The sequence below is a fragment of the Terriglobales bacterium genome (assembly GCA_035457425.1).
Classification (GTDB): domain Bacteria; phylum Acidobacteriota; class Terriglobia; order Terriglobales; family Acidobacteriaceae; genus JACPNR01.
On the sequence record DATIBR010000154.1, the window covers coordinates 1 to 21640 of the forward strand.

Consider the following 21640-nt stretch of genomic DNA (forward strand, 5'->3'; position numbering starts at 1 on the left):
CGGCGCCCACCCACCTGATATAACTGACGACTGGCAACTGGCCACTGACCACATCTCTTGATCACTGACTGTCACATACACATCCAGCCGTATGACATGTTCAAGCCGGCGGCGCTGGAGGCGATGAAGCGCAAGCGGGCGAACTACGAGTTCGTCATCGAGTGCTGCAAGTCGCCGGCGGTGTTCTTGAAGCACCTGGACGCGATCGGGGTGGACCGCGCGGTGCTGATCAACTACGTGGCGCCGGAGGTGATGGGATTCACGCCGGCGGTGAACCAGTTCATCGCGGAGTACGTGAAGGCGGCGCCGAAGCGGCTGATCCCATGCGGCAGCGTGCATCCGCGGCATACCAGCAACGTGCTCGCCGACATGGAGCAGATCGTGCGGCTGGGGATCCGGATGCTGAAGGTGCATCCGCCGCACCAGCTCTTGTACCCCAACGATTACCTGAACGGGGTGAAGGAGCTGGAGATCATCTATCGGGCGGCGGAGGCGAACGGGATCCCGGTGATGTTCCACACGGGGACGTCGATCTTCCCCGGAGCGCGGAACAAGTACGGCGACCCGATGTACGTGGACGACGTGGCGGTGGACTTCCCGAAGCTGAAGATCCTGCTGGCGCACGGCGGGCGGCCGCTGTGGATGGAGAGCGCGTTCTTCCTGGTGCGGCGGCATCCGAACGTTTACCTGGATATTTCGGGGATACCACCGAAGTCGCTGCTCAAGTATTTCCCGCGGATCGAGGAGATCGCCGCAAAGACGCTGTTCGGGACGGACTGGCCGGGGCCGGGGATCCCGGACATGCAGAAGAACCTGGCCGAATTCCGCGGGCTGCCGCTGAGCGACGCGGCGAAGCAGCAGATATTGGGTGGGACGGCGCTGGGGATATGGCCGGCGTAACTCAGGATGCAGCGCAGGGGATGAGGTCCTTCGCGCGGCCAGGGACGCCGCGCTTAGGATGACAGCGTGACCTCACGAGAAAGAAAACGGGCCGCCGAGGGGCGGCCCGAAGTGTTTGCGCCGGCGAGTCGCCGGCGCCTACCTGTTTATTTTCCCGCCTTGCCGGTGGAGAGTTCGTTGGCCAGGTCGGTGGCGTGGTAGACGGAGCGCAGCGCTTCCATGATGCCGCGCGAGTCCACGTGGACGGAACGTCCGATCTCGTCCTCGTACTGGAAGTTCCAGGGCAGGGACTGGATGTTGCCGTCGAAGATGATGCCGACGACCTCGCCGGCCTGGTTGATGACCGGTGAGCCGGAGTTGCCGCCGATGATGTCAGCGGTGGTAATGGCATTGAAGGGAGTGTTGCCCTTGATCCTGGACTTGGCTTTCATCCAGGACTCGGGGAGTGCGTAGTCGCCCTTGTTGCCGTGCTCCTGGGCGTGCTTGAAGGTGCCGGCCATGGTGGTGAAGGGCGCGACCTTGGTGCCCTTGGGGACGATGCCGCGGCCGTCTTCGACGAAGCCTTTCACCGGGCCGTAGCTGAGGCGGAGGGTGAAGGTGGCGTCGGGGTAGAGGTCGAGGCCGCCCTCGGCGAAGCGCGCCTTGGAGATGAGGCCGCCGTTCTTGCGGACGACGGCGTCGACCTCGTCGTCGTAGCGCTTGCGGGCGGCGCGAGCGTCGGGGTCGATGTCGCGCCAGAGGGCGATGAGCGGGTCATCGGACTTGGCGATGGCGTCGGCGCCGCCCTCGTAGAGGGCCTTGCGGACGGCGACGTCGTCAAGCTTGGAGCCCTCGATGTAGAACTTCGCGGCCTCCTCGGGGGTCTTGCCCTGGAGCGCACGCTTGACGACGGGGTCGTTGGGGCCGAGGCGCTGCGCCATGTCCGCGAGGGCGTCGGTCATCATGAGCACATCGAGCGATTTGTAGATGGGCGCGGTGGAGAGGAGTTCCTGCTCGACGGAAGGCAGGGCGCTCTCACGGTACTCGCGCAGGCGTTCGGCGTTGGGCTTCTGCTTCTCGGCGGCGACGCGCACCAGGTCGTGCGCCTTGCCGGAGAGCTCGCTACGGAAGCCGGAGCCGCGCTCGACGTACTGCAGGTGATCGAAGATGTCGCGCTGCACCTGCATGGCCTTGGCGATCTCGTCCCAGGCAGCGCCGAACTCGGCTTTCTTCTTGGGGTCGGAGTCGATGCCGGCACGCATCTTCTTCTCGCCCTCGGCCTTCTTGGCCATCAGGTCGTGGTTGGTGAGGCCGGACTGGTAGCCGGTGATGGCCTTCTGCGAGTTCTCGAAGCCGAAGATGTTCTCCTGGGCGATGCGGCGGTTCTCGTCGGACTTGGAAGCGAAGTCCTTGAGCTTGGGGATGAGGCGCTTGTAGAGGTCGAGGCGCCAGGGGTAGCTGACGTCGCGCAGGAACTCGAGCTGGGCCATGGTGTTGAGGCGGCCGGTGGAGCCAGGGTGTCCGGAGACGAAGAGCAGGTCGCCTTGCTTGACGTTGCCGGTGGACCACTTGAAGTAATGGTCGAGCTTTACCGGCTTATCGTTCTCATAAATACGGAAGAAGGTGATGTCGAGGTCGTAGCGCGGGAACTCGAAGTTGTCGGGGTCGCCGCCGAAGAAGGCGATGCCGAACTCGGGCGCGAAGACGAGGCGGACGTCGGTGTACTTCTTGTACTTGTAGAGGTGATACATGCCGCCGGAGTAGAGGGTGACGACGTCGCAGCGGATGTTGTTCTTGGGGTCGGCGCAGCCGGACTCAAGCTTGGACATGGCGGCGCGCTGGGCCTTGCCGGCGTCGGCGGTGGACATGCCGGGGGTGACGGCGCCGTGGACCTGGGCGGTGACGTCGGTGATCTCAAGCAGGTTGTTGAGCTCGAGGTCGGGGCACTTGACCTCCTCGGCCTGCGTCTTGGCGTAGAAGCCGGTCTTGATGTAGTCCTTCTCGCCGGAGCCGAGCTTCTGGAGGCAGTCGGCGCCGACGTGGTGGTTGGTGAAGGTGAGGCCGTCGGCGGAGACGAAGGAGCCGGAGCCGCCGCTGTTGAAGCGGACGGAGCTGAGGCGGACATGGTCGAGCCAGGGCTGGGTGAGGGTGAAACCGTACTTCTTCTGGATGCGCTCCTTGGGAGGGGCGTTGAACAGCCACATGCCCTCATCGGCGGGGGCGTACGCGGCGAGCAGGGCGAGGAGGCAGAAATTAGCAAAAAGACGTTTGAACATGGACAGCTTCTCCTTATCGAGGAAAGCCGGGGATGGGAACAGACGAGTGTAGCTGGGGAATGGAGTCTTGGCTAGGAGGCGGGGAATCGAGGCATCGGGCCAACAGGGTCAGCGAGCGAACGGATACGAGCGGGGTTGGAAAAGCGTAGCGGGAATAGAGTATAAAGGGCGGTCGGCGGCCGTGTGTGCGGAGCGCAGGAAAGGCGCAACCAGAGCGGCCGAGCAGCATCCTATAGCGAGCGAAAGCGGAGAACAGAGACATGTCCACCACAACGCCACCGGTCCCAAAGCGCGGGCTGGAAGATGTAGTCGCGGGGGAGTCGAGCATCTGCTACATCGACGGGATGAAGGGCGTGCTGGCGTATCGCGGCATCGACATCCACGAACTGGCGGACCACTCGACGTTCGAAGAGACGTGCTACCTGCTGTGGCACGGGAAGCTGCCGACGCAGTCGGAACTGGACGACCTGAAGCGCAAGCTGGCGCTGGAGCGCAAGATCGACCCGGCGATCTACGACATGATGCGGAAGTTCCCGAAGCACGCGCTGCCGATGGAGGTGCTGCGGACGGCGGTGAGCGCGCTGAGCTTCTACGATCCGGACGAGAACAACAACGACCACGACGCGAACGTGCGGAAGAGCCTGCGGCTGACCTCGCAGATCGCGATGATCGTGGCGTCGTATGACCGGATCCGGAAGGGCAAGGAAGCAGTGGAGCCGGACCAGACGCTGTCGCACGCGGGGAACTTCCTGTGGCAGTTGAACGGGGAGAAGCCGTCGAAGACGGCGGAGAAGGCGCTGGACATCGCGCTGATCCTGCACGCGGACCACGAGCTGAACGCGTCGACGTTCGCGGCGCGCGTGATCGCGGCGACGCTTTCGGACGTGCATTCGTCGATCACCGGCGCCATCGGGGCGCTGAAAGGGCCACTGCACGGCGGGGCGAACGAAGCGGTGATGCGCATCCTGTTCGCGATCGACAAGCAGAAGAAGGACGCGGTCGAGTTCGTGAAGCAGATGCTGGCAGAGAAGAAGAAGGTGCCGGGCTTCGGTCACCGCGTGTACCACACGGAAGACCCGCGGGCGACGCACCTGCGGAAGATGAGCGAGGACCTGGGCAAGTCGAGCGGGAATGCGAAGTGGTTCGAGATGTCGCGGGCGATCGAGAAGTACATCAACGCGGAGAAGAAGCTGAACGCGAACGTGGACTTCTACTCGGCGTCGACGTACACGACGCTGGGGATCGACATCGACCTGTTCACGCCGATCTTCGCGGTGAGCCGCATCTCGGGGTGGACGGCGCACGTGATCGAGCAGCTCGACGACAACCGGCTGATCCGGCCGCGGGCGGAGTACATGGGCCCGAAGTATCCTGAGAAGTACGTGCCGATGGAGCAGCGACACTAGTACCGAGTACCGGGTACCGAGTGGAAGGATGCGGCGGGCTGCGGCCCGCCGCGACGTTTTATGTGCAAGGCGTGGTCCCCCGACTCCTCGCGCCGCGCGCTCGTCGCTCGGAATGACAGCGATGTCTCTGGAGAGGCCGTAAAATAGACATATGCGCAGGGTGTACCTGGACAATAACGCGACGACGCCAGTGCTGCCGGCGGTGCTCGAGGCGATGAGGCCCTACCTGGAGGGGGAGTTCGGCAACGCGGCCTCCATCCACTGGTACGGGCAGCAGGCGCGGGCGGCGGTGGAGCGGGCGCGGGAGCAGGTGGCGGCGCTGATCGGGGCGCGTCCGGCGGAGATCGTGTTCACGTCGGGCGGGACGGAGGGCGACAACAAGGCGATCTTCGGAGTCTGCGAGGCGGGCGACCACGTGGTGACGTCGAAGATCGAGCACGCCGCGGTACGGAACTCGTGCCAGGAGCTGGAAAAGCGAGGAATCGAAGTCACGTACCTGGGAGTGGACAGCCGCAGCCTGGTCGATCCGGACGACGTGCGGAAGGCGCTGCGGCCGAACACGAAGCTGATCTCGATCATGTACGCGAACAACGAGACGGGGTCTATCCAGCCGGTGGAGGAGATCGGGAAGATCGCGGGCGAGGCCGACGTGTGGTTCCACACCGACGGTGTGCAGGCGGCGGGGAAGATCGCGGTGGACGTGGAGAAGATCGGGTGCGACATGCTGGCGATCTCGGGGCACAAGCTGCACGCGCCGAAGGGTGTGGGCGCGCTGTACGTGCGCAAGGGGTCGGTGGTGCGGCCGCTGATGTACGGCGGGACGCACGAGCGCGGGCGCAGGCCGGGCACGGAGAACGTGCCGGGGATCGTCGGGCTGGGAAAGGCGTGCGAGATCGCGAAGCAGGCGGTGGAAGACGGGACAATGGCGCGGGTGGCCGAGCTGCGCGACCGGCTGGAGCAGAGCATCCTGCGGACGATCGAAGAATGCGGGGTGAACGGCGAGGGCGCGCCGCGCGTGCCCAACACGTCCAACGTCTTCTTCGACCACATCGAGGGCGAGCCGCTGCTGATCGCGCTCGACCTGAAGGGCGTGGCCGTGGCGACGGGCGCGGCGTGCTCCAGCGGCGCGATCGAGCCCAGCCCGGTGCTGCTGGCGTTGGGGCTGGGCGCGCAGCGGGCGCGCGGGTCGATCCGGTGGAGCCTTTCGAAGCTCACAACCGCCGAGGACATTGAGTATGCGTTGACCGTGGTGCCGGAGGCGGTGGCGCGGTTGAGGGAGATATCGCCGACGTGGAGGCGGGCGCCGGCGGCGACGCGGTAACACCTACCAGAGACCACAGAGAGCGCAGAGGTTCACAGAGAAAGCCGGCGGGCGAGTCGCCCGCCTCCACATGAGTCTCGAATGAAGAAGCAGCAGACCATCGCGGTGGCGATGTCGGGCGGGGTGGATTCCTCGACCGCGGCGGCGATGCTGCGCGCGGAGGGGCACGCGCTGGTCGGGCTGACGATGCAGCTGTGGAACCAGAAGCGGCTGGCCGGGAAGAACGGGATGACCGAAGAGGTCACGGGGCGGTGTTGCTCGCTGGACGACGTGTATGACGCGCGGCGCGTGGCGGAGCGGCTGGAGATCCCGTACTACGTGGTGAACCACGAGCGGCGGTTCGAGCAGGACGTGGTGAAGCCGTTCGTGGCGGAGTATCTCAGCGGGCGGACGCCGATCCCGTGCTCGCTGTGCAACAGCCACATCAAGTTTGCCGACTTCCTGCGCGAGGCGCAGCAGATCGGGGCGGACAAGATCGCGACCGGGCACTACTCGCGCGTCGAGTACGACGAGGGGCGCGGGCGGTGGCTGCTGCTGCGGCCGAAGGACAAGGCGAAGGACCAGAGCTATTTCCTGTTCGGGCTGACGCAGGCGATGCTGGCGCGGACGCTGTTCCCGCTGGGCCAGCTGACCAAGCCGGAGGTGCGGGCGAAGGCGGAGGAGTACGGGCTGGCGGTGGCGGAGAAGCCGGATTCGCAGGAGATATGCTTCGTCCCGAACGGCGACTACAAGCAGTTCCTCGACGCGTACCTGGCGGAGCAGGGCGAGAGCCTGCCGGACACGGCAGGCGAGCTGGTGAGCGCTTCCGGCGAAGTGATGGGGCGCCACGAAGGCGTCCACAACTTCACGGTCGGGCAGCGAAAGGGGCTGGGGGTGGCGACAGGTTCGCCGCTGTACGTGATCGAACTGCGCGGCGACAAGAAGCAGGTGGTGGTCGGCGGCAGTGAGGACCTGTATGCGAAGAGGATGGTGGTGCGGCGGCTGAACTGGATCGCGATCGAGGAACTGCGGCAGCCGGTGCGGGTGACGGTGAAGATCCGCAATCGGCACGAGCCGGCGGCGGCGACGATCGCGCCTGATGGCGATGCCGTGCGCGTGGAGTTCGACGAGGCGCAGCGCGCGATCACGCCGGGGCAGGCGGCGGTGTTCTATGAGGGGGACATCGTCGTTGGAGGCGGCTGGATCGGGTAGTACCGAGTACCGAGTACGGAGTGAAATCAAAACGGCAGCCGATTTGGCTGCCGTTGTTTTTTTCCGGTACTCGGTACTCGCAACTCGGGACTCAGATGAAGAGTTCTTCGTCTTGCTCGGCGGATTCCTGGTCGCCGCGCATGCGCTTGCCGAAGAAGGCGCCGACGCCGGCGGTGACGCCCTGGATGATGGCGGAGATCTGGCGGACAGGCGAGATGACGGAGTGCTGGACCATCTCGGTGGTCTCTTCGACGCGGTCCATGGCGCGGGAGACGAGCTCGTCGGCGCGGATGATCTGGAGGCGGGTGCGGTCGAGCATGTCGGCGACGGTGACGTCGGCGCGCTCGACCTGGGACTTGAGCGTGGAGGTGACCTCGACGAGGTTGGAGGTGATGGTCTGGAGCTTGGGGCCGGTGTCGGCGAGGATGGTTTGCGCGGACTCGAGCGCGGGCACGGCGCGAGACTGGACCTGCTCGGCCATGACCATCATGCGGGCGCTGGTCTTGCGCAGGGAGATGAAGAGTGCGACCAGGATGCCGGCCTGGATCACGACCGCGACGGACGTGATCGCGATGAACAGCGTCATGAGTTGCGGATCCATCTTCTCACCCTAACGTAGCCTAAAACATGTCAACGATGGTGCGCGCCGGCGAGTGGCCGGCGCCTCCCAGCGTTATTTGTCGGTGGCGGAACGGTACGCGGAGCGGCCCGCCTCGATGGCGGAGCCGATCTGCTCTTTCTGCGCGCGGACGACATCCTTGCCGCGCTCGACCCACTGGTTGGCCTGGTCGCGAGCGTCGCGAGTGCGCTCGCGCGCCCAGTCGCGGCCCTCTTCCGCCTGGCGGAGGAGCTGCTCGCGGGTCTCGCGGCCGGAGCGCGGGGCGTAAAGAACGCCTACGAGTGCGCCGAGGCCGAGTCCCGCCAGGAACCACATGAAGCCATTGCCGTCTCTCTCAGACATAGAACCTCCTGGGGTAGAACTCGAAGAGAGTGATGTTAGCACGGGGGAGTGGGCAGTGGACAGTGGACGGCGGACAGTGGACAAGAGTCGAAAAGGGGCGAGAATCAGGGCTTCTGGGTGGGGCGGAGGATGATCTCGCTGGCGAAGGACTGAGGGGCCTGGGTGGCGAGCATGGCGACGGTGTGGGCGACGTCGGCGGGTTGGAGCATCTTCTTGGGGTCCTTGCCGGTATGCGGGGAGAGCTCGGTATCGACCGAACCGGGGCAGACCACCGAGACGCGGATGTTCTGGCCGCGGAGCTCTTCGGCGACGGAGTAGCTGAGGCCGTTCAAACCCCACTTGGAGGCGGCGTAGGCGGCGCCGTTGGGCAGGGCATTCTTTCCCGCGATGGAACTGATGTTGATGATGTGACCGCCGCGCTCCAGCAGCAGCGGGGTGAAGGCCCGGATGCAGTAGTACACGCCGCGCAGGTTGGTATTGAGGACGGAGTCCCATTCGCCGGGCGACATCTTGTGGAGTGGCCCGCCGAAGCCGCCGATGCCGGCGTTGTTGACGAGGATGTCGAGGCGGGCGAAGGTCTGGCGGAGGCGCTCGGCGGCGCGCTCGACCGAGGCGAGGTCTTGAACGTCGCATTCGAAGGGCTCGGCCCGGCCGCCGGCAGCACGGATCCTGGCGGCGGTGGCCTCGAGGGGCCTAGGAGAACGGCCACAGACGACTACGGCCGCGCCCAGGGTTGCCAAGCGCTCGGCAATGGCGGCTCCGATGCCGCGTCCGCCACCGGTGACCAAGGCGACTTGGGAAGAAAGCGAGGGGGAAGTCATAAGTAGGCGGTGTCAAAAACATCCAGCGAAGCTGCTGGACGCATCATAGTAGGTACAGGAAAGGGTAACACTTTCATAGGACGCAACTTGCCTTAGGTGGAGTGCATTCTTATAATCCACCGTCTGCAAGTCGGCCGGGCTTCGCGCAAGCGAAGGCGGTCCAGGGCGAGAGGGGAGTGCGCGCCCGCGGTCCCAGAGACGTCTTTCCTCAGAGTTCTAGAAGGAGCAAGGGATGAAGAAGGTGCTAGTAGTGCTCGTGCTTGCGGTGGCGGTTGCGGCGATGGCCGCGGCCCAACAGCCCGCGGGGGGCGGAGTGGGGTCCGCGCAGCAGCCAGCGGCAGGCGCGGGGCAGCAGCCCGCCGGCCAGCCGGCGGCCGCACAACCGGCGGCACCGGGGTGCCCGCCAGCTACGCAGCAGAAGAAAGAGATCAAGGACCCGGCGGAATATAACTCGTACGTCGGAGCGCTGCAGGCACCGGACGCGAACCAGAAGATCTCCGGGCTGGAAGACTTCCTGACGCGCTATCCGAACACCGTGGTGAAGGAGGACGCGCTGGAGCAACTGGTGGGCGCATATCAGCAAACCGGCAATGCGCAGAAGACGATCGACGCGGCGAACCGGCTGCTGCAGGCGAATCCGAACAGCTTGGCGGGCCTGGTGATCAGCGTGCTGAACCTGCGCGGGTCGATCTCGGGAGCCAACGACCCGAAGCTGCAGCAGATGCGGGACATGGCGCAGCGCGGGCTGGCGGCGCTGCAATGTGCCCCGAAGCCGGAAGGCATCCCGGATGCGGACTGGACGAAGCGCAAGGCGCTGTTCGGGACGGTGTTCCACGGCGGGTTGGGATTCGCGGCGCTGCAGATGAAGGACTATCCGACCGCGCAGCAGCACCTGAAGATGTCGGTGGAGGCGCAGCCGGAGAACTTCTCTGACGTTTATCCGCTAGCGCTGGCGTTCCTGGAAGCGAGGCCGATCGTGGCGGAAGGACTGTTCTGGGGAGCGCGGGCAGTGCATCTGGCACCGGCGCAGGCGAAGCCGCAGATCACTACCTACGTGCAGAGCCGCTATCGCCGCTTCCACGGCGACGTGGACGGCTGGGACCAGCTGCTGGCGACGGCGGCAAGCAGCCCGACGCCGCCGGCGGGGTTCAACGTGACACCGGCGCCGACCGCAGCGGAGCTGGCAGACAAATGGATGGCGACGACGCCGATCAACAAGCTGAGCCCGGACCAGATCGAAATGATCCTGGGAAGCGGCAACGAGGCAGCGGCGCAGAAGCTGTGGACGGGATTCAAGGGAGTGCCGCAGCAGTTCCAGGGGAAGATCATCGAGGCGCCGTCCAAGACGCAGCTGATGGTCGCGTTCAGCGCGCAGGCGATCGAGGACAATCGCGCCAGCGTGGACCTGACGATGGCAGGCCCCATCCCGGCGAGCATGATGCCAAAACCGGGAGAAATGATCGCGCTGCAAGGCACGCCGGTGAGCTACGAGGTCACTCCGGCGCAGGGCAGCAACCCCGGGGCGGTCGTCATCAAGATGAATGAAGGCGCGCTGCTGACGGCAAAGAAGCCCGCAGGGAAGGCGCCGCGGCGCCGCCGGTAGTCGCTTGGGAAGTGAACAGGGCAGCCCTGAGGGGCTGCCCTGGGTTTTTGAGGGGACGGCCCGTCCGAGGGCGGCCGGGGGCACAACTGCGTTACCGGGCGGCTTTCTTGTCGAAAGCGAAGGGGCGCTCGCCGCGCGGCGGGCGTCGGGTGAGGCCGCGGACCGAGCGGATGTCGAGCTTGAGCTCGGCGATGGTGCGCGAGAGAGTGTTGCGGTGCATCCCCAGCTCGCGCGCGGCGCGGCACTGGTTGCCGCCGTTGTGCTCGAGCACGGTCAGGATGAACCGCTTCTTGAATTCGCGCACGGCCTCCGAGTAGAGGATGCCGCTCTTGTGCATCTGCTGGATGAGCGCTTCGAGTTGGTCCTTCACAGAGCCCCTTCTTTCCTATGAATCCGTGCAACGCCCGCCGAGCGGGCTTAATCTTTTTTGGGCGGGCCGCCGGTGGCGGGCGACTCGGCCGGTTGCTGCTGCGGCGCGAGCTTGTCCTGTGCCGCCTTGCGGATGGCCAGAGCGCCTTCGCGGAACTGGCGACGGACGTCCTCGGGCGTGACCCACGCCAGGGCGCGCGCGCCCACCAGGAAGTAGCGCCCGACGACTGACCCTGCCATCGACTGGGGATGGAAGGCGGCGACGGCGAGCGCGATCACGGCACCGGCCAGCAGGCCGCGCAGCAGGCCGAAGGCGCCCCCGAAGACGCGGTCGACGGGGCGAAGTCCGGCGGACTTGGCGGCGCTGCGGGCGATCTCACCCGCCAGCGAGAACAACAAGCTCGTCAAAATAAAGATCGCGCAAAAGCTGCCGAAGTCTGCGATCGGCTGCGCCTTCACATACTGCAAGAACCACGGCGAAAACTTCGGATACGCCCAGGCGGCGAGCATGAAACCGAGGAGCACGCCGGCCAGGGAGAAGGTCTCGTACAAAAAACCGCGTAGTGCTGCGAGCAGGACCGAGAACGCGACGACCCCGATCAAGATCCAATCGAGGGTGGTCATGAGAACTGCGTCAGGCCGGGAGCTCGCGCCCGGTCAGACGGCGATACGCTTCGATGTACTTCTCGCTGGTCTTGCGGGCGATGTCGTCCGGAAGAGCCGGCGCGGGAGGCTGCTTGTTCCACTTGATGGACTCGAGGTAGTCACGCACGAACTGCTTGTCGAAGGACGCCTGCGCGCCGCCAGGCTTGTACTGGTCGGCCGGCCAAAAGCGGGAGGAATCGGGGGTGAGCACCTCGTCGGCGAGGGTGAGGCCCGCGGCGGTGTGCCCGAACTCAAACTTGGTGTCGGCGATGATGATGCCCTTGGTGAGGGCGTAGTCGGCGGCGGTCTTGTAGATCTTGAGCGTGAGGTCGCGGAGCTGCTCGGAGAGCTCAGGGCCGACGCGCTTGACCATGTCGGCGAAGGAGATGTTCTCGTCGTGGCCGCTCGCGGCCTTGGTGGCCGGAGTGAAGATGGGCTCGGGAAGCTTGTCGGATTCCTTGAGGCCGGCGGGGAGCTTGATGCCGCAGACGGCGCCGGTCTGCTTGTACTCCTTCCAGCCGGAGCCGGAGAGGTACCCGCGGGCGACGCACTCGACGGCCACCATGTCGGCCTTGGCGACGAGCATGGAGCGGCCTTCGAGCTGGTCGCGATACTTCTGGAGCGCGTCCGGGTACTTGGAGACGTCGGCGGTGACGAGATGGTTGGGAACGATCTTCTGCAGGAAGTCGAACCAGAAGAGCGAGAGTTGGGTGAGGACGCGCCCCTTGTGAGGGATGCCGGTGGCCAGGACGTAGTCGAAGGCGGAGATGCGGTCGGTAGCCACGAAGACGAGGTTGCCGTTGAGCGCGTAAACGTCACGCACTTTCCCGGACGCGTGGAGAGGCAGCCCGGGGAAATCGGTGTGCAGCAGGACTTGATCGGCAGTCTTGGGAGTCACGGTGAGAGAGAAAAACTTTTTCGAATAAGCAGAGGAGATTCTAGCGAGGCGACAAAGTTTGTCAACGTTGTGAAAAATTAAACCGTGAGCAGCGGGAAATTATTTTGCTGGAAAAATCTTGACAAGAATGCGCGAGCGGGCGTTTGCACGGGCGAGTGAGAAGAAAAATATTTGTGAAGTGGTCACGGTGGGAGGCGTCGCTGACGGAGAAGCGCTGCCGGCGAGAGGGATTCCTCGACTCGGCGCAGGCAACACCGGCGTGCGCCTGGCTCGGAATGACAAGGTGACGGACCGGTGCCAAGGCCCGCTAAAAATGCGGCCCAGCCCAAGGCGGCCGGGCTACAAGTCCGTTGATCGACTTCATGCTCCAACGGCGGCGGGCCGCGGTTTCTCCTCGTGGTGGCCGAACTTCACGGACAGCACTTTCGAGACACCGGGTTCCTGCATAGTCACGCCGTACATGACCGGAGCCATGGACATGGTCTTCTTGCTGTGGGTGATGAGGACGAACTGCGTCTGGACGCTCATCTCGCGGACGAGCTCGTTGAAGCGACCGACGTTGGCTTCATCGAGCGGAGCGTCGACCTCGTCGAGGATGCAGAAGGGGCTCGGCTGGTACTGGAAGATGCCGACCAGGAGCGCGAGAGCCGTGAGAGCCTTCTCGCCACCGGAGAGCAGCAGGACGTTCTGCAGCTTCTTGCCGGGAGGCGAGGCAACGACGTCGATGCCGGACTCGGCGGAGTTCTCGAGGTCAGTGAGGCGCATGAAGGCCTGGCCGCCGCCGAAGAGCTTGCGGAAGGTGAGCTGGAAGTTCTCGTTGATGCGATCGAAGGCTTCCTGGAACTTCTCCTTGGAGACCTGGTCGATCTCCTTGATGGTGGCCTGGGTGTTCTCGATGGCCGCGATGAGGTCCTTGCGCTGAGTCTCGAGAACGGCGTGGCGGTCGGCGGTCTCCTTGTACTCCTCGAGGGCCATCATGTTGACCGGGCCCATGGAGTCGAGGCGGGCGCGCATCTCGCGGACCATGGCTTCTTCGGTGGCAAGGACTTCGCCGGAGACGCGGAGGAGGGTTTCGTCGGCCTGCAGAGCGTCGATGGAGACGCTGAGATCGTTCAGGCAGCTCTCGGCCATGTGCTGCATGTCGGACTGCAGCTTGGCGGCGGAGGCGGAAAGCTCACCGCGGCGGTCGCGAGCGGCGTCGAGCGAGAGGCGGAGCGACTTAAGCTGGTCTTCCATCGCCAGCAGCGCGGAGCGGAGCGCTTCGGCTTCCTGCTGAAGCTCGGCGCCGCGCTGTTGCACGGTGGCGCGTTCGGCTTCGAGCGCGACGAGCTGCTGGGAGAGGTGGCCGTTCTGTGCCTGGCGTAGCTCCTGCTCGCCGCGAGCGGAGGCGATCTGCGATTCGAGCGCATTGACGCGGAGCGAGACCTCCTGGACCAGCGCCTGGATGCGCTGGAGTGAGGCTTCGGCGCCCTTGCGGCGCTCGTCCATGGCAGCGAGGCGCGCCTGGGTCTCGCTGGCAGCGTGGGCAGCGGCGTCGCGGGCGGCGTTGAGGTCCGCGAGAGAAGCCTGGGTGGAGGCCATCTCGGCCTCGAACTGAGCGCGGGTGGATTCGAGCGCCTGGACCTGAGCCTCGCGCTCGACGACGAAGGCCTGGCGCTCGGCGCGGTCGGCTTCCACGCGCGAGAGCTCGGCGCGGTAGGTGACGAGGCGCTGCTCGGTCTTGGAGAGGTCGCCGGACATCTGCTCGAGTGAGTGGCCCGAGGTGAGCGCGAGCTTCTCGGCTTGGCGGCGCTCCTCTTCGAGGTGGTCGAGCAGGGAGGTGAGCTCGGCGATCTCCTTGCCGAGGGTGGCGACCTTGAGCTCGTCTTCGCGGACAGCGCGTTCGAGGTTGTCGAGCTGCTTCTCGACCTCACGCAACTCGCGCTTCATGGAGAGCGGGCCTTCGGCGCGCTGCTTGCCGCCGGTGACGGTGACGTTGTGGAAGCACTCGCCGGAAGCGGAGAGGAAGAAGGCGTCGGGATTCTCGAGCGCGAGGTCGCGGGCCATGGCAACGTCGGCGGTGATGTAGCCGTCGCGCAACTTCGGCAGGATGACCTCGAGCGACTTGCCGAAACCGTTCAGCACCTTGATGCAGCTCTTGAGCGGAACAATGGGAGGCTGCTGGGTGCGGCCCTGGGTGCGGGGCGCGGTGCGTGTGGACTCGTCAACGGTGAACGAGAAGCGGGCCTGCGAGTCGCTGGGGTGGACGAGGAAGGTGGCGCGACCGTCCACGTCGTTGCGCAGGGTCTGCAAGCCGGCGTCGGCGGCGTCCCAGGACTTCACGACGACGTAGTTGAGCTCGTCGCGCAGGAAGTCTTCGACGACGTTCTCGTACTGTCCTTCGACCTCGAGGAAGTCGGCGAGGACGCCGACCGGGCGGAAGCCCTGCTCGATGACGCCGGACTGGAAGAGGCGCTTCACGGACTCGGTAGAGTAGCCATGCTCGGCGATGACGGCTTCGAGCGACGAGCGCTTGCCCAGGGCGGAGGCGAATTCGGCGCGGAGGCCGTCGAGGCGCTGCTTGCCGGCGGCCTCGGCGGCGCGCTTGGCGTCGATGGCGTGGCGAGTCTCGGCGACCGTGGCGGCGAGCCGGTTGACGCGCGCGGTGGCGGACTCGAACTCGACGGCAAGCTCGGAGCGGCGTCCGCCGACGGATTCGATCTCGGCATTGGCCGCGGCGATCTCGCGGCTGAGGCGCTGGGCCTCGCGGTCGAGCGCGGCGACGTGCTCGGCGGCCTGCGTGATCTGGTTGCGCACGCCGGAAACCTGAGCGACGAGCTCCATGATCTGCGTGCGGCGGTGGTCCTGCGCGCGCTCGAGGGAGACCAGGGTCTCGGCGGCGGAAGCAGCGCGCTGCTCAGCGAGCGCGGCCTCGGCGCGGACGGCGGCGACGTCGGCCGCGGCGGTCTCGACGATGGCCTGGTTGGCGGCGAGCTCGCCGGAGAGCGTGGCGAGCTGCGCGTTATTGCGGTCGAGCTCCGCGGCCTCGGCGGCGATGCGGACTTCCAGCTCGGAGCAGCGCTCTTCGTTATGAGCGCGCTGCGCGGTGGCGCGATCGACCTCGAGGGTGATCTCGCTCGAGCGCTGAGAATTACGCTGGGTCTCGTTCTGAAGCTCGTAGCCGCGCTGCGTGCCGGCGGAGTGCTCCTGCTCGAGGCGCTCGACCTCGGCGGTGCGGGACTGCAGTTCCTCGGCGAGGCGCGCGAGGTCGTGTTCGAACTGGGCGGCCTGCTGCTGGAGCTCGGCGTACTTGGAGACGAGGACGAGGCGCAGCTTCTCGCGCATCTCGTCGCGGAGCTTCGAATAGCGCTCGGCCTTGGATGCCTGGCGCTTGAGCGAGTTCATCTGGCGCGTGACTTCCTCGAAGATGTCGTTCACGCGCGAGAGGTTGAGCTTGGCTTCTTCCAGGCGCGCTTCGGCCAGGCGCTTCTTGGTCTTGAACTTGGTGATGCCGGCGGCCTCTTCGATGATGGCGCGACGGTCGTGCGGCTTGGAGGAGAGAATCTGGCCGATGCGACCCTGCTCGATGATGGCGTAGCTCTCGGGACCGAGCCCGGTGCCCATGAAGATCTCCTGGATGTCGCGGAGGCGGGCGAGCTTGCCATTGATGAGGTACTCGGAATCGCCGGTGCGAAAGAGGCGGCGGGTGACAGTGATCTGGCCGGGCTTGGCGTCGCGGGTGTTGAACTTGCGGCGGCGAATCTTGAGGACGACGTCGGGACCCACCCTTTGCTCCGCAGACGTGGCTTCGCCAGTCTGCTCCGCAAGGGATGGGGCACCCTCGGGGTTTTCGGCGGCAGCGGCGGCTGCCTGCATCTCGGCGAGCTCTTCCTGGCCGGGCTGGACTTCCTCGACGTACTTGTCGGCGTCTTCCTGCGAGCGGGCGCGGATCTGGGCTTCATCCCAGTCGTCGGGGAGGTCGTTCTGGATATCGACCTCGGTGTCGGCGGCGAGGTCGGCGCCTTCGTAGACCTCGGGGTCGATGAGGGTGAGTGAGACCTCGGCCATGCCCATGGGCTTGCGGTCACGGGTGCCGGCGAAGATGACGTCTTCCATGCGGGTGCCGCGGAGCGTCTTGGCGCTCTGCTCGCCGAGGACCCAGGAGATGGCGTCGGAGATGTTGGACTTGCCGCAACCGTTGGGGCCGACAATGGCGGCCATACCCTCGCCGTGGAACTTGAGTTCGGTGCGGTCGCAGAAGGACTTAAAGCCGAGGATCTGGAGTTTCTTAAGCTTCAGCAAAACGTGACTCCTCTAGCTTGACTCCGTTGAACTTCGCGGCTGGACGAAGGAGCGGAAAAACCTGCCGGCCTGCACGAGTCCCCGCGCAGCGCGGCTGCGTTAGGGGAGACTGTACCCGCATAGTTAACAGAGGTCAAGCCTTTTATCCACAATATGTTGTGGGTCGCATCTCCCCACCACAGGATGCTGCACAGGCTGTGGTGCAGGGAAGCGGACCTATTGTGGTGAGGTGGGAGGTGGGAGAACGACGAGAGCAGAGAAAGCATAGCACAAAAGTCAGTGCACAGTGGGCGGTGGACAGGGGACAGAGAAGAGGCGCCGGGGTGAGGCCGGCGCCTACCCAAGCGAGAAAAAGCGCGGGCAAGGTGCCCGCGCTCCCCCCGACCAAAGTCGGGGGCTTTCGAGACGCCGGCGCTACTGTGCGAGGCGCTGGAAGAAGCGGATGAGGCTGTCGATGCCGCGATAGAAGTTGGGGATGTGGAACTTCTCGTTGGGCGCGTGCAGGTTGTCGTCGGGAAGGCCCATGCCCATCATGATGGAAGGGATCTTCAGGACGTTCTCGAAGTCGGCGACGATGGGAATGGAACCGCCGGAGCGGATGAAGACGGTGTCCTTCTTGAAGACGTCGTGCATGGCGTCCTTGGCCGCCTTGACGTATTCGTTGTCGGTGCCGACGACGATGGCTTCGCCCTTGGAGTGGACCTTGATGCTGATGGTGATGCCCTTGGGGGTGAGTCTCTTCACGTAGGCGGTGAATCTCTTCAGGACGTCGTCGGGGTCCTGGTCAGGCACGAGGCGCATGGAGATCTTCGCGGCAGCGCGCGCCGGGATCACGGTCTTGGCGCCGGGCGCGGTGAAGCCGCCAGGCATGCCGTGAACCTCGAGCGTGGGGCGCGCCCAGGTGCGATAGAGGACGGAGAACTCTTTTTCGCCGGTGAGCGCGGGTGAGCCGACCTCGGTCTTGCGATAGTGCTCCTCGTTGAAGGGCAGCCGCTTCCATGCTTTGAGTTCGTCGGCGGAAGGCTTCTTCACGCCCTTGTAGAAGCCGGGAATGAGGATCTTGCCGGACTTCTCGTCTTTGAGGCGCGCGATGATATTGGAGAGCGCGATGAGCGGGTTCGGGGCGGCGCCGCCGTACATGCCGGAGTGCAGGTCAGTCTTGGCGCCCTGGGCTTCGACTTCGGTGTAGACGAGGCCGCGCAGTCCGACGCAGAGCGTCGGGAGGTCGGGCGCGAACAGCTCGGTGTCGGTGACGAGGGCGAAGTCGGCCTTCAGGCGCGCCTTCTGCTTGCGGACGTACTCAGCGATGGACTCGCCGCCGACTTCTTCCTCGCCTTCGATCAGGATCTTGACATTGATGGGAAGCCGGCCGTTGCCTTCACGGAAGAGGGCCTCGAGCGCCTTCACCTGCATCCAGAGCTGGCCTTTGTCGTCGACGGCGCCGCGGGCGTAGAGGTTGTTATTGCGGATAGTGGGCTCGAAGGGAGGCGAATGCCATTCGTCGAGCGGCTCGGCGGGCTGGACGTCGTAGTGCGCGTAGCAGAGCACGGTGGGCTTGCCGGCGGCGTGGAGCCATTCGGCGTAGACCAGCGGGTGGCCCTTGGTGGGGATGATCTCGACGCTCTCCATGCCGATGCGCTTGAGCTCGTCAGCGACGAACTGGGCGGCGCGCTGGACGTCCTGCTTGTGCTCGGGCGCGGTGCTGACGCTGGGGATGCGAAGGAGGTCCTTCAGTTCGTTGAGGAAGCGTTCCTGGTTCTGATGCGCGAAATCAAGAGCGGGGGCGCTAGCCATGACTTTCTCCGATGCGGAAAGAGGGCGTTAAGAAACATTTCAGTATAGTCCACCGCCCACAGTCCGGTGCACAGCGGCGCGGGCGAGAGACGCCGGCGCGAGCAGTTCAGTGAGAGGCGCCGCTGCCAGCGGTCGAGGCGCGCGCGTTGTCGGGCGCGCGGTCGATGAGCTTGGAGAAGACGACGAGGCGCTCGGGCGCGGGGCCGATGTAGTACGTCGGGTAGCAGGTGATGAGCGTGAGGCGCGGCTCCTTGGTGGCGCGGAGGACGGAGACGTCGGAGGGGTCGACGATCTTCTTGCCGGTGACTTCGAAACGGAAGACTTCGCCGGCGCGACGGACGACGATCTCGTCGCCCTTGTTCAGCTCATAGATGTGGCGGAAGAAGGTGTCGCGGTGGGCCGTGATGACGGCATTGCCGGTCTCGCCGGGGAGAGCGGTGGTGGTGATGCGGCCGGGGCCGACGAGCAGCTGCTTGTGGCTGGTACCCTCGACGACGATGGCGTCGAGGTCGATCTTCGGGATGGAGACGCGGATGAGGCCGTCGTCGGAGACGGTTGCGGTGGCGGCCGGGTTCGCGCCGGAAGCGTTGCGCTCCTCCCACTGACGCGCAAGGCGGCGCTGCTCCCAGAACATGGTGCCGTATTGCGAGCCGACGTAGAGAAGGAGAAGGAGGCCCGCCAGCATGAGGGCATAGGGCCAGGAGCGCTGGAGGGTAAGGCCGCGCCACAGCGGCCGCCGCCACATGTTGTTGAGCCGTTGACAGAGGCGACGCGTGTCCATGCGTTCCTTAGATGCGGAAATCCAGAGTCACACCTCGGGGTCAGCGCGTCCGCATGGCGGAGGCCAGGCCGCCGAGCAGGGCGCCGAGTCCGATGACCGAAAGCAGCGGGAGCGCGCTGGAACTGCGCGGAAGCTGCTTGCCGGCGCCGGGGGAAGCGGGCTGTTCCGCGTCCGGAGAGGCGGAGTCATCCTGTGGCGCAGGTGGTTGCGTGTCGTCCAGCGGCGCGGGGTCGCGCTCGACCCAAGTGTAGACGGCGGGAAGAAAGCGCGCGCCGCCGGCCAACGAGGTCTGGCGGACGATGTCGGTGTGATCGGGGACGGTGTCGGCGGGCATGGGCTGCGATGCGACGGTGAAGCGAGCCTGCACGCGAGTGCCGGTGATGGGAGTGCCGTTGGCATCGACCAGCTCGACCATCACGGTGTGGGCTCCGGGGGTGAGTCCGCTGAAGGTGAACTCGGTGTCGGTGGTGCGGACGGGGTCGCGGCCGTCGAGGCGAACCTGGTAGTTCGGTGACGAGTCGGCGCTGGCGCCGGGATCCATCAGCTCGAAGCGCACGGTGACGAAGTTGGCGGAAATCTTCTCTCCGGAACGCGGCGCGATGATGCGAAGCGAAGACGCGGGAGCGGGGGCAGTGGTCTGCGCGACGCCGAAGACGGCAAGCGCGAGGATGAACGGGAAGACGAAGCTGCGGCGGGGCATGGTCTCCTCAAAGCGACGACTGCAGGCGGGGAACAACTGCATAGTGGGATTGAGGTTCGGCGTCCAAAGTTGCTCGGCCGAGCCAGAGTTGCTGCGAAAAATCCAGAGTTGATGAACGTGGCGCAGAGCATGGCCGGCGCCTGCGAAATGAAACAGGAGGAGAGGAGGAAATACTTTCTGTCCTGCTTGGCGTGTCGGCTGCTCCGCAATGACAAGAAGGGAAACGAGGGCCGGCAGAATGACCGCACGACGCGTTTCTGTACCCGGAAGAGAGGAACCTCCGGAGTCGCGCAGGAAAACCTGGAGAGCGCCGGGAGAGCGCGTGTCAGAAAAGTTATTGCGAAGCGAAATCGAATCTTGCACAATCAGGGCAGCAGTTGCATCTAACAAGGGAGAAAAGTTTTTAACGAACGAAGTCACGGAGGGTTTTGCATGACGAGATGTCCGCGTTGTTCGAGCGGCGTACGCGCGTACACACTGTGCGACCGCTGCGGTCTGATGCTCGGCTACGACGGCTTCACGGTCCTGTTGCAGAATGACGGCACCACCGACTTTCAGCGGGCGCGCAAGCTGGCGCACCTGAAGCCTTCGTGCACGGAGTGGAAAGAAGAGAACGGCAACCACTTCCTGCGCGTCACCTACAGCTACGGCGAGATCGACGAGCTGGCACAACTGTGCGCGGCAGGCGCGAAGCTGGGCTGGAAGAAAGTATTCGTGACGGGGCTCGAGGTGCCGTGGTCGGCGATCGCCGCCAACGCGCGGCAGTACGCCGAGTTCCAGATGCTGGGGCGCCCGGAGCGACCAGCGCAGCGGGCGGCTGTCTCCCACTAAGAGCGATCCTTCTGGGGCGCGGCCTGAGGGCCGCGCCTTTCTTCTCGCCGGCTAAGCCGGCTGCAAGTGTTGGGAGATGACGTGGCGGCACGGCTGAAGCCGTGCCCTTTGTGTTTTGGGGCCGGATTGACAGTCCAGAGCTCCTGCACAACAATGTGGCTGCGCCGCTACCCTGACAACCGAAAGGCAGAGCCATGTCCGACGAACCGGTCGAGAGCAACGAGAACAGTGCCGTGAAGTACGTGCTGATCGCGGTGGCGGGGGTGTACGTGATCGCGTCGCTGGTGCTGTTCTACAACCTGCACGACCGCATCAACGCCATGCAGAAATCGCAAGCGGAGATGGAAAAGAAGATGGAAATGACGGACGCCAAGCTGAAGGCGTCGACCGAGACGCTGGCGTCGAAAGTGGGAATGACGGAGAAGGAGCTGGCGGCGCGGACGGCGGAGCTGCAGCGGCAGCAGCGCGCCAGCGAGTCGCGGCTGGTGGAGCAGCAGAAGCAGGTGGGCGAGCAGGTCGCGGGCGTGAAGACAGACGTGGGCGCGGTGAGGACGGACGTGGCCGCGACCAAGACGGAACTGGAAGCGACCAAGGCGAAACTGGAGCGGACGATCGGAGACCTGGGGCAGCAAAGCGGGCTGATCGCGAAAACGCGCGAGGACCTGGAATACCTGAAGCACCGGGGCGACAAGAACTACTTCGAGTTCACGCTGGACAAGGGGAAATCGACGCCGGTCTCGACCATTTCGCTGCAGCTGAAGAAGGCGGACCCGAAGAAGAGCAAGTTCACGCTGAACGTGATCGCGGACGACCGGACGATCGAGAAGAAGGACCGGACGGCGTTCGAGCCGATGCAGCTCATCACGGGGCGCGACCGGCAGCT

General features: G+C 65.3%; 18 protein-coding genes. 7 read left to right on the forward strand and 11 right to left on the reverse strand.

Translation table 11 applies throughout. The features are described from left to right. Window positions 1–57: 57 nt before the first annotated feature. Window positions 58–900 carry an amidohydrolase family protein gene (locus VLA96_11690; protein ID HSE49862.1) on the forward strand — a complete coding sequence of 281 codons (843 nt, stop codon included), beginning with the start codon at window positions 58–60 and terminating at the stop codon, window positions 898–900. Between the two features lie 146 nt (window positions 901–1046). On the opposite strand, the gene VLA96_11695 is transcribed toward VLA96_11690, so the two are convergent. Next, window positions 1047–3155, reverse strand: coding sequence for a S46 family peptidase (locus tag VLA96_11695; protein ID HSE49863.1), 2109 nt, complete (start codon window positions 3153–3155; stop codon window positions 1047–1049). 260 nt (window positions 3156–3415) lie between these two features. On the opposite strand from VLA96_11695, the gene VLA96_11700 reads away from it, so the two are divergent. From VLA96_11700 to mnmA, 3 genes are all read left to right on the forward strand, one after another. Beyond that, window positions 3416–4561 carry a citrate synthase gene (locus VLA96_11700; protein HSE49864.1) on the forward strand — a complete coding sequence of 382 codons (1146 nt, stop codon included), beginning with the start codon at window positions 3416–3418 and terminating at the stop codon, window positions 4559–4561. Window positions 4562–4712: 151 nt separating this feature from the next. After that, window positions 4713–5882: a cysteine desulfurase family protein gene (locus VLA96_11705; GenBank protein ID HSE49865.1), complete on the forward strand. Its 1170-nt coding sequence runs from the start codon at window positions 4713–4715 to the stop codon at window positions 5880–5882. A gap of 81 nt (window positions 5883–5963) precedes the next feature. Continuing rightward, window positions 5964–7073, forward strand: a complete 1110-nt coding sequence (gene mnmA, locus VLA96_11710; protein HSE49866.1) for a tRNA 2-thiouridine(34) synthase MnmA — start codon at window positions 5964–5966, stop codon at window positions 7071–7073. Window positions 7074–7164: 91 nt separating this feature from the next. Here the strand turns inward: mnmA and VLA96_11715 are convergent, their stop codons facing one another. From VLA96_11715 to VLA96_11725, 3 genes are all read right to left on the reverse strand, one after another. Continuing rightward, window positions 7165–7674 carry a hypothetical protein gene (locus VLA96_11715; GenBank protein HSE49867.1) on the reverse strand — a complete coding sequence of 170 codons (510 nt, stop codon included), beginning with the start codon at window positions 7672–7674 and terminating at the stop codon, window positions 7165–7167. A 72-nt stretch (window positions 7675–7746) separates the two neighbouring features. Continuing rightward, window positions 7747–8034 (reverse strand): YtxH domain-containing protein, encoded by a 288-nt coding sequence (locus VLA96_11720; protein ID HSE49868.1) that lies wholly within the window; start codon window positions 8032–8034, stop codon window positions 7747–7749. A gap of 104 nt (window positions 8035–8138) precedes the next feature. Next, window positions 8139–8855 carry an SDR family NAD(P)-dependent oxidoreductase gene (locus tag VLA96_11725; GenBank protein ID HSE49869.1) on the reverse strand — a complete coding sequence of 239 codons (717 nt, stop codon included), beginning with the start codon at window positions 8853–8855 and terminating at the stop codon, window positions 8139–8141. Window positions 8856–9087: 232 nt separating this feature from the next. Here VLA96_11725 and VLA96_11730 point away from each other — a divergent pair, with 232 nt between their 5' ends. Continuing rightward, window positions 9088–10458, forward strand: a complete 1371-nt coding sequence (locus tag VLA96_11730) for a hypothetical protein (GenBank protein HSE49870.1) — start codon at window positions 9088–9090, stop codon at window positions 10456–10458. A 91-nt stretch (window positions 10459–10549) separates the two neighbouring features. Here VLA96_11730 and VLA96_11735 read toward each other — a convergent pair whose 3' ends face one another. From VLA96_11735 to VLA96_11765, 7 genes are all read right to left on the reverse strand, one after another. Then, window positions 10550–10828: a helix-turn-helix domain-containing protein gene (locus VLA96_11735; protein HSE49871.1), complete on the reverse strand. Its 279-nt coding sequence runs from the start codon at window positions 10826–10828 to the stop codon at window positions 10550–10552. A 47-nt stretch (window positions 10829–10875) separates the two neighbouring features. After that, window positions 10876–11451 carry a CvpA family protein gene (locus VLA96_11740; GenBank protein ID HSE49872.1) on the reverse strand — a complete coding sequence of 192 codons (576 nt, stop codon included), beginning with the start codon at window positions 11449–11451 and terminating at the stop codon, window positions 10876–10878. A gap of 10 nt (window positions 11452–11461) precedes the next feature. Next, complete coding sequence (locus tag VLA96_11745) at window positions 11462–12370, reverse strand: phosphoribosylaminoimidazolesuccinocarboxamide synthase (GenBank protein ID HSE49873.1); 909 nt, start codon at window positions 12368–12370, stop codon at window positions 11462–11464. Between the two features lie 360 nt (window positions 12371–12730). Then, window positions 12731–16651, reverse strand: coding sequence for a chromosome segregation protein SMC (gene smc / locus VLA96_11750; protein ID HSE49874.1), 3921 nt, complete (start codon window positions 16649–16651; stop codon window positions 12731–12733). A gap of 414 nt (window positions 16652–17065) precedes the next feature. Next, complete coding sequence (locus tag VLA96_11755) at window positions 17066–18445, reverse strand: dipeptidase (GenBank protein ID HSE49875.1); 1380 nt, start codon at window positions 18443–18445, stop codon at window positions 17066–17068. A gap of 106 nt (window positions 18446–18551) precedes the next feature. Next, window positions 18552–19226, reverse strand: coding sequence for a class D sortase (locus VLA96_11760; protein HSE49876.1), 675 nt, complete (start codon window positions 19224–19226; stop codon window positions 18552–18554). Window positions 19227–19266: 40 nt separating this feature from the next. Beyond that, window positions 19267–19926: a hypothetical protein gene (locus VLA96_11765; protein ID HSE49877.1), complete on the reverse strand. Its 660-nt coding sequence runs from the start codon at window positions 19924–19926 to the stop codon at window positions 19267–19269. 432 nt (window positions 19927–20358) lie between these two features. Here VLA96_11765 and VLA96_11770 point away from each other — a divergent pair, with 432 nt between their 5' ends. Continuing rightward, window positions 20359–20757 (forward strand): hypothetical protein, encoded by a 399-nt coding sequence (locus VLA96_11770; GenBank protein HSE49878.1) that lies wholly within the window; start codon window positions 20359–20361, stop codon window positions 20755–20757. 194 nt (window positions 20758–20951) lie between these two features. Next, on the forward strand, window positions 20952–21640 hold a 689-nt coding region (locus VLA96_11775; protein HSE49879.1), incomplete at its 3' end, for a hypothetical protein.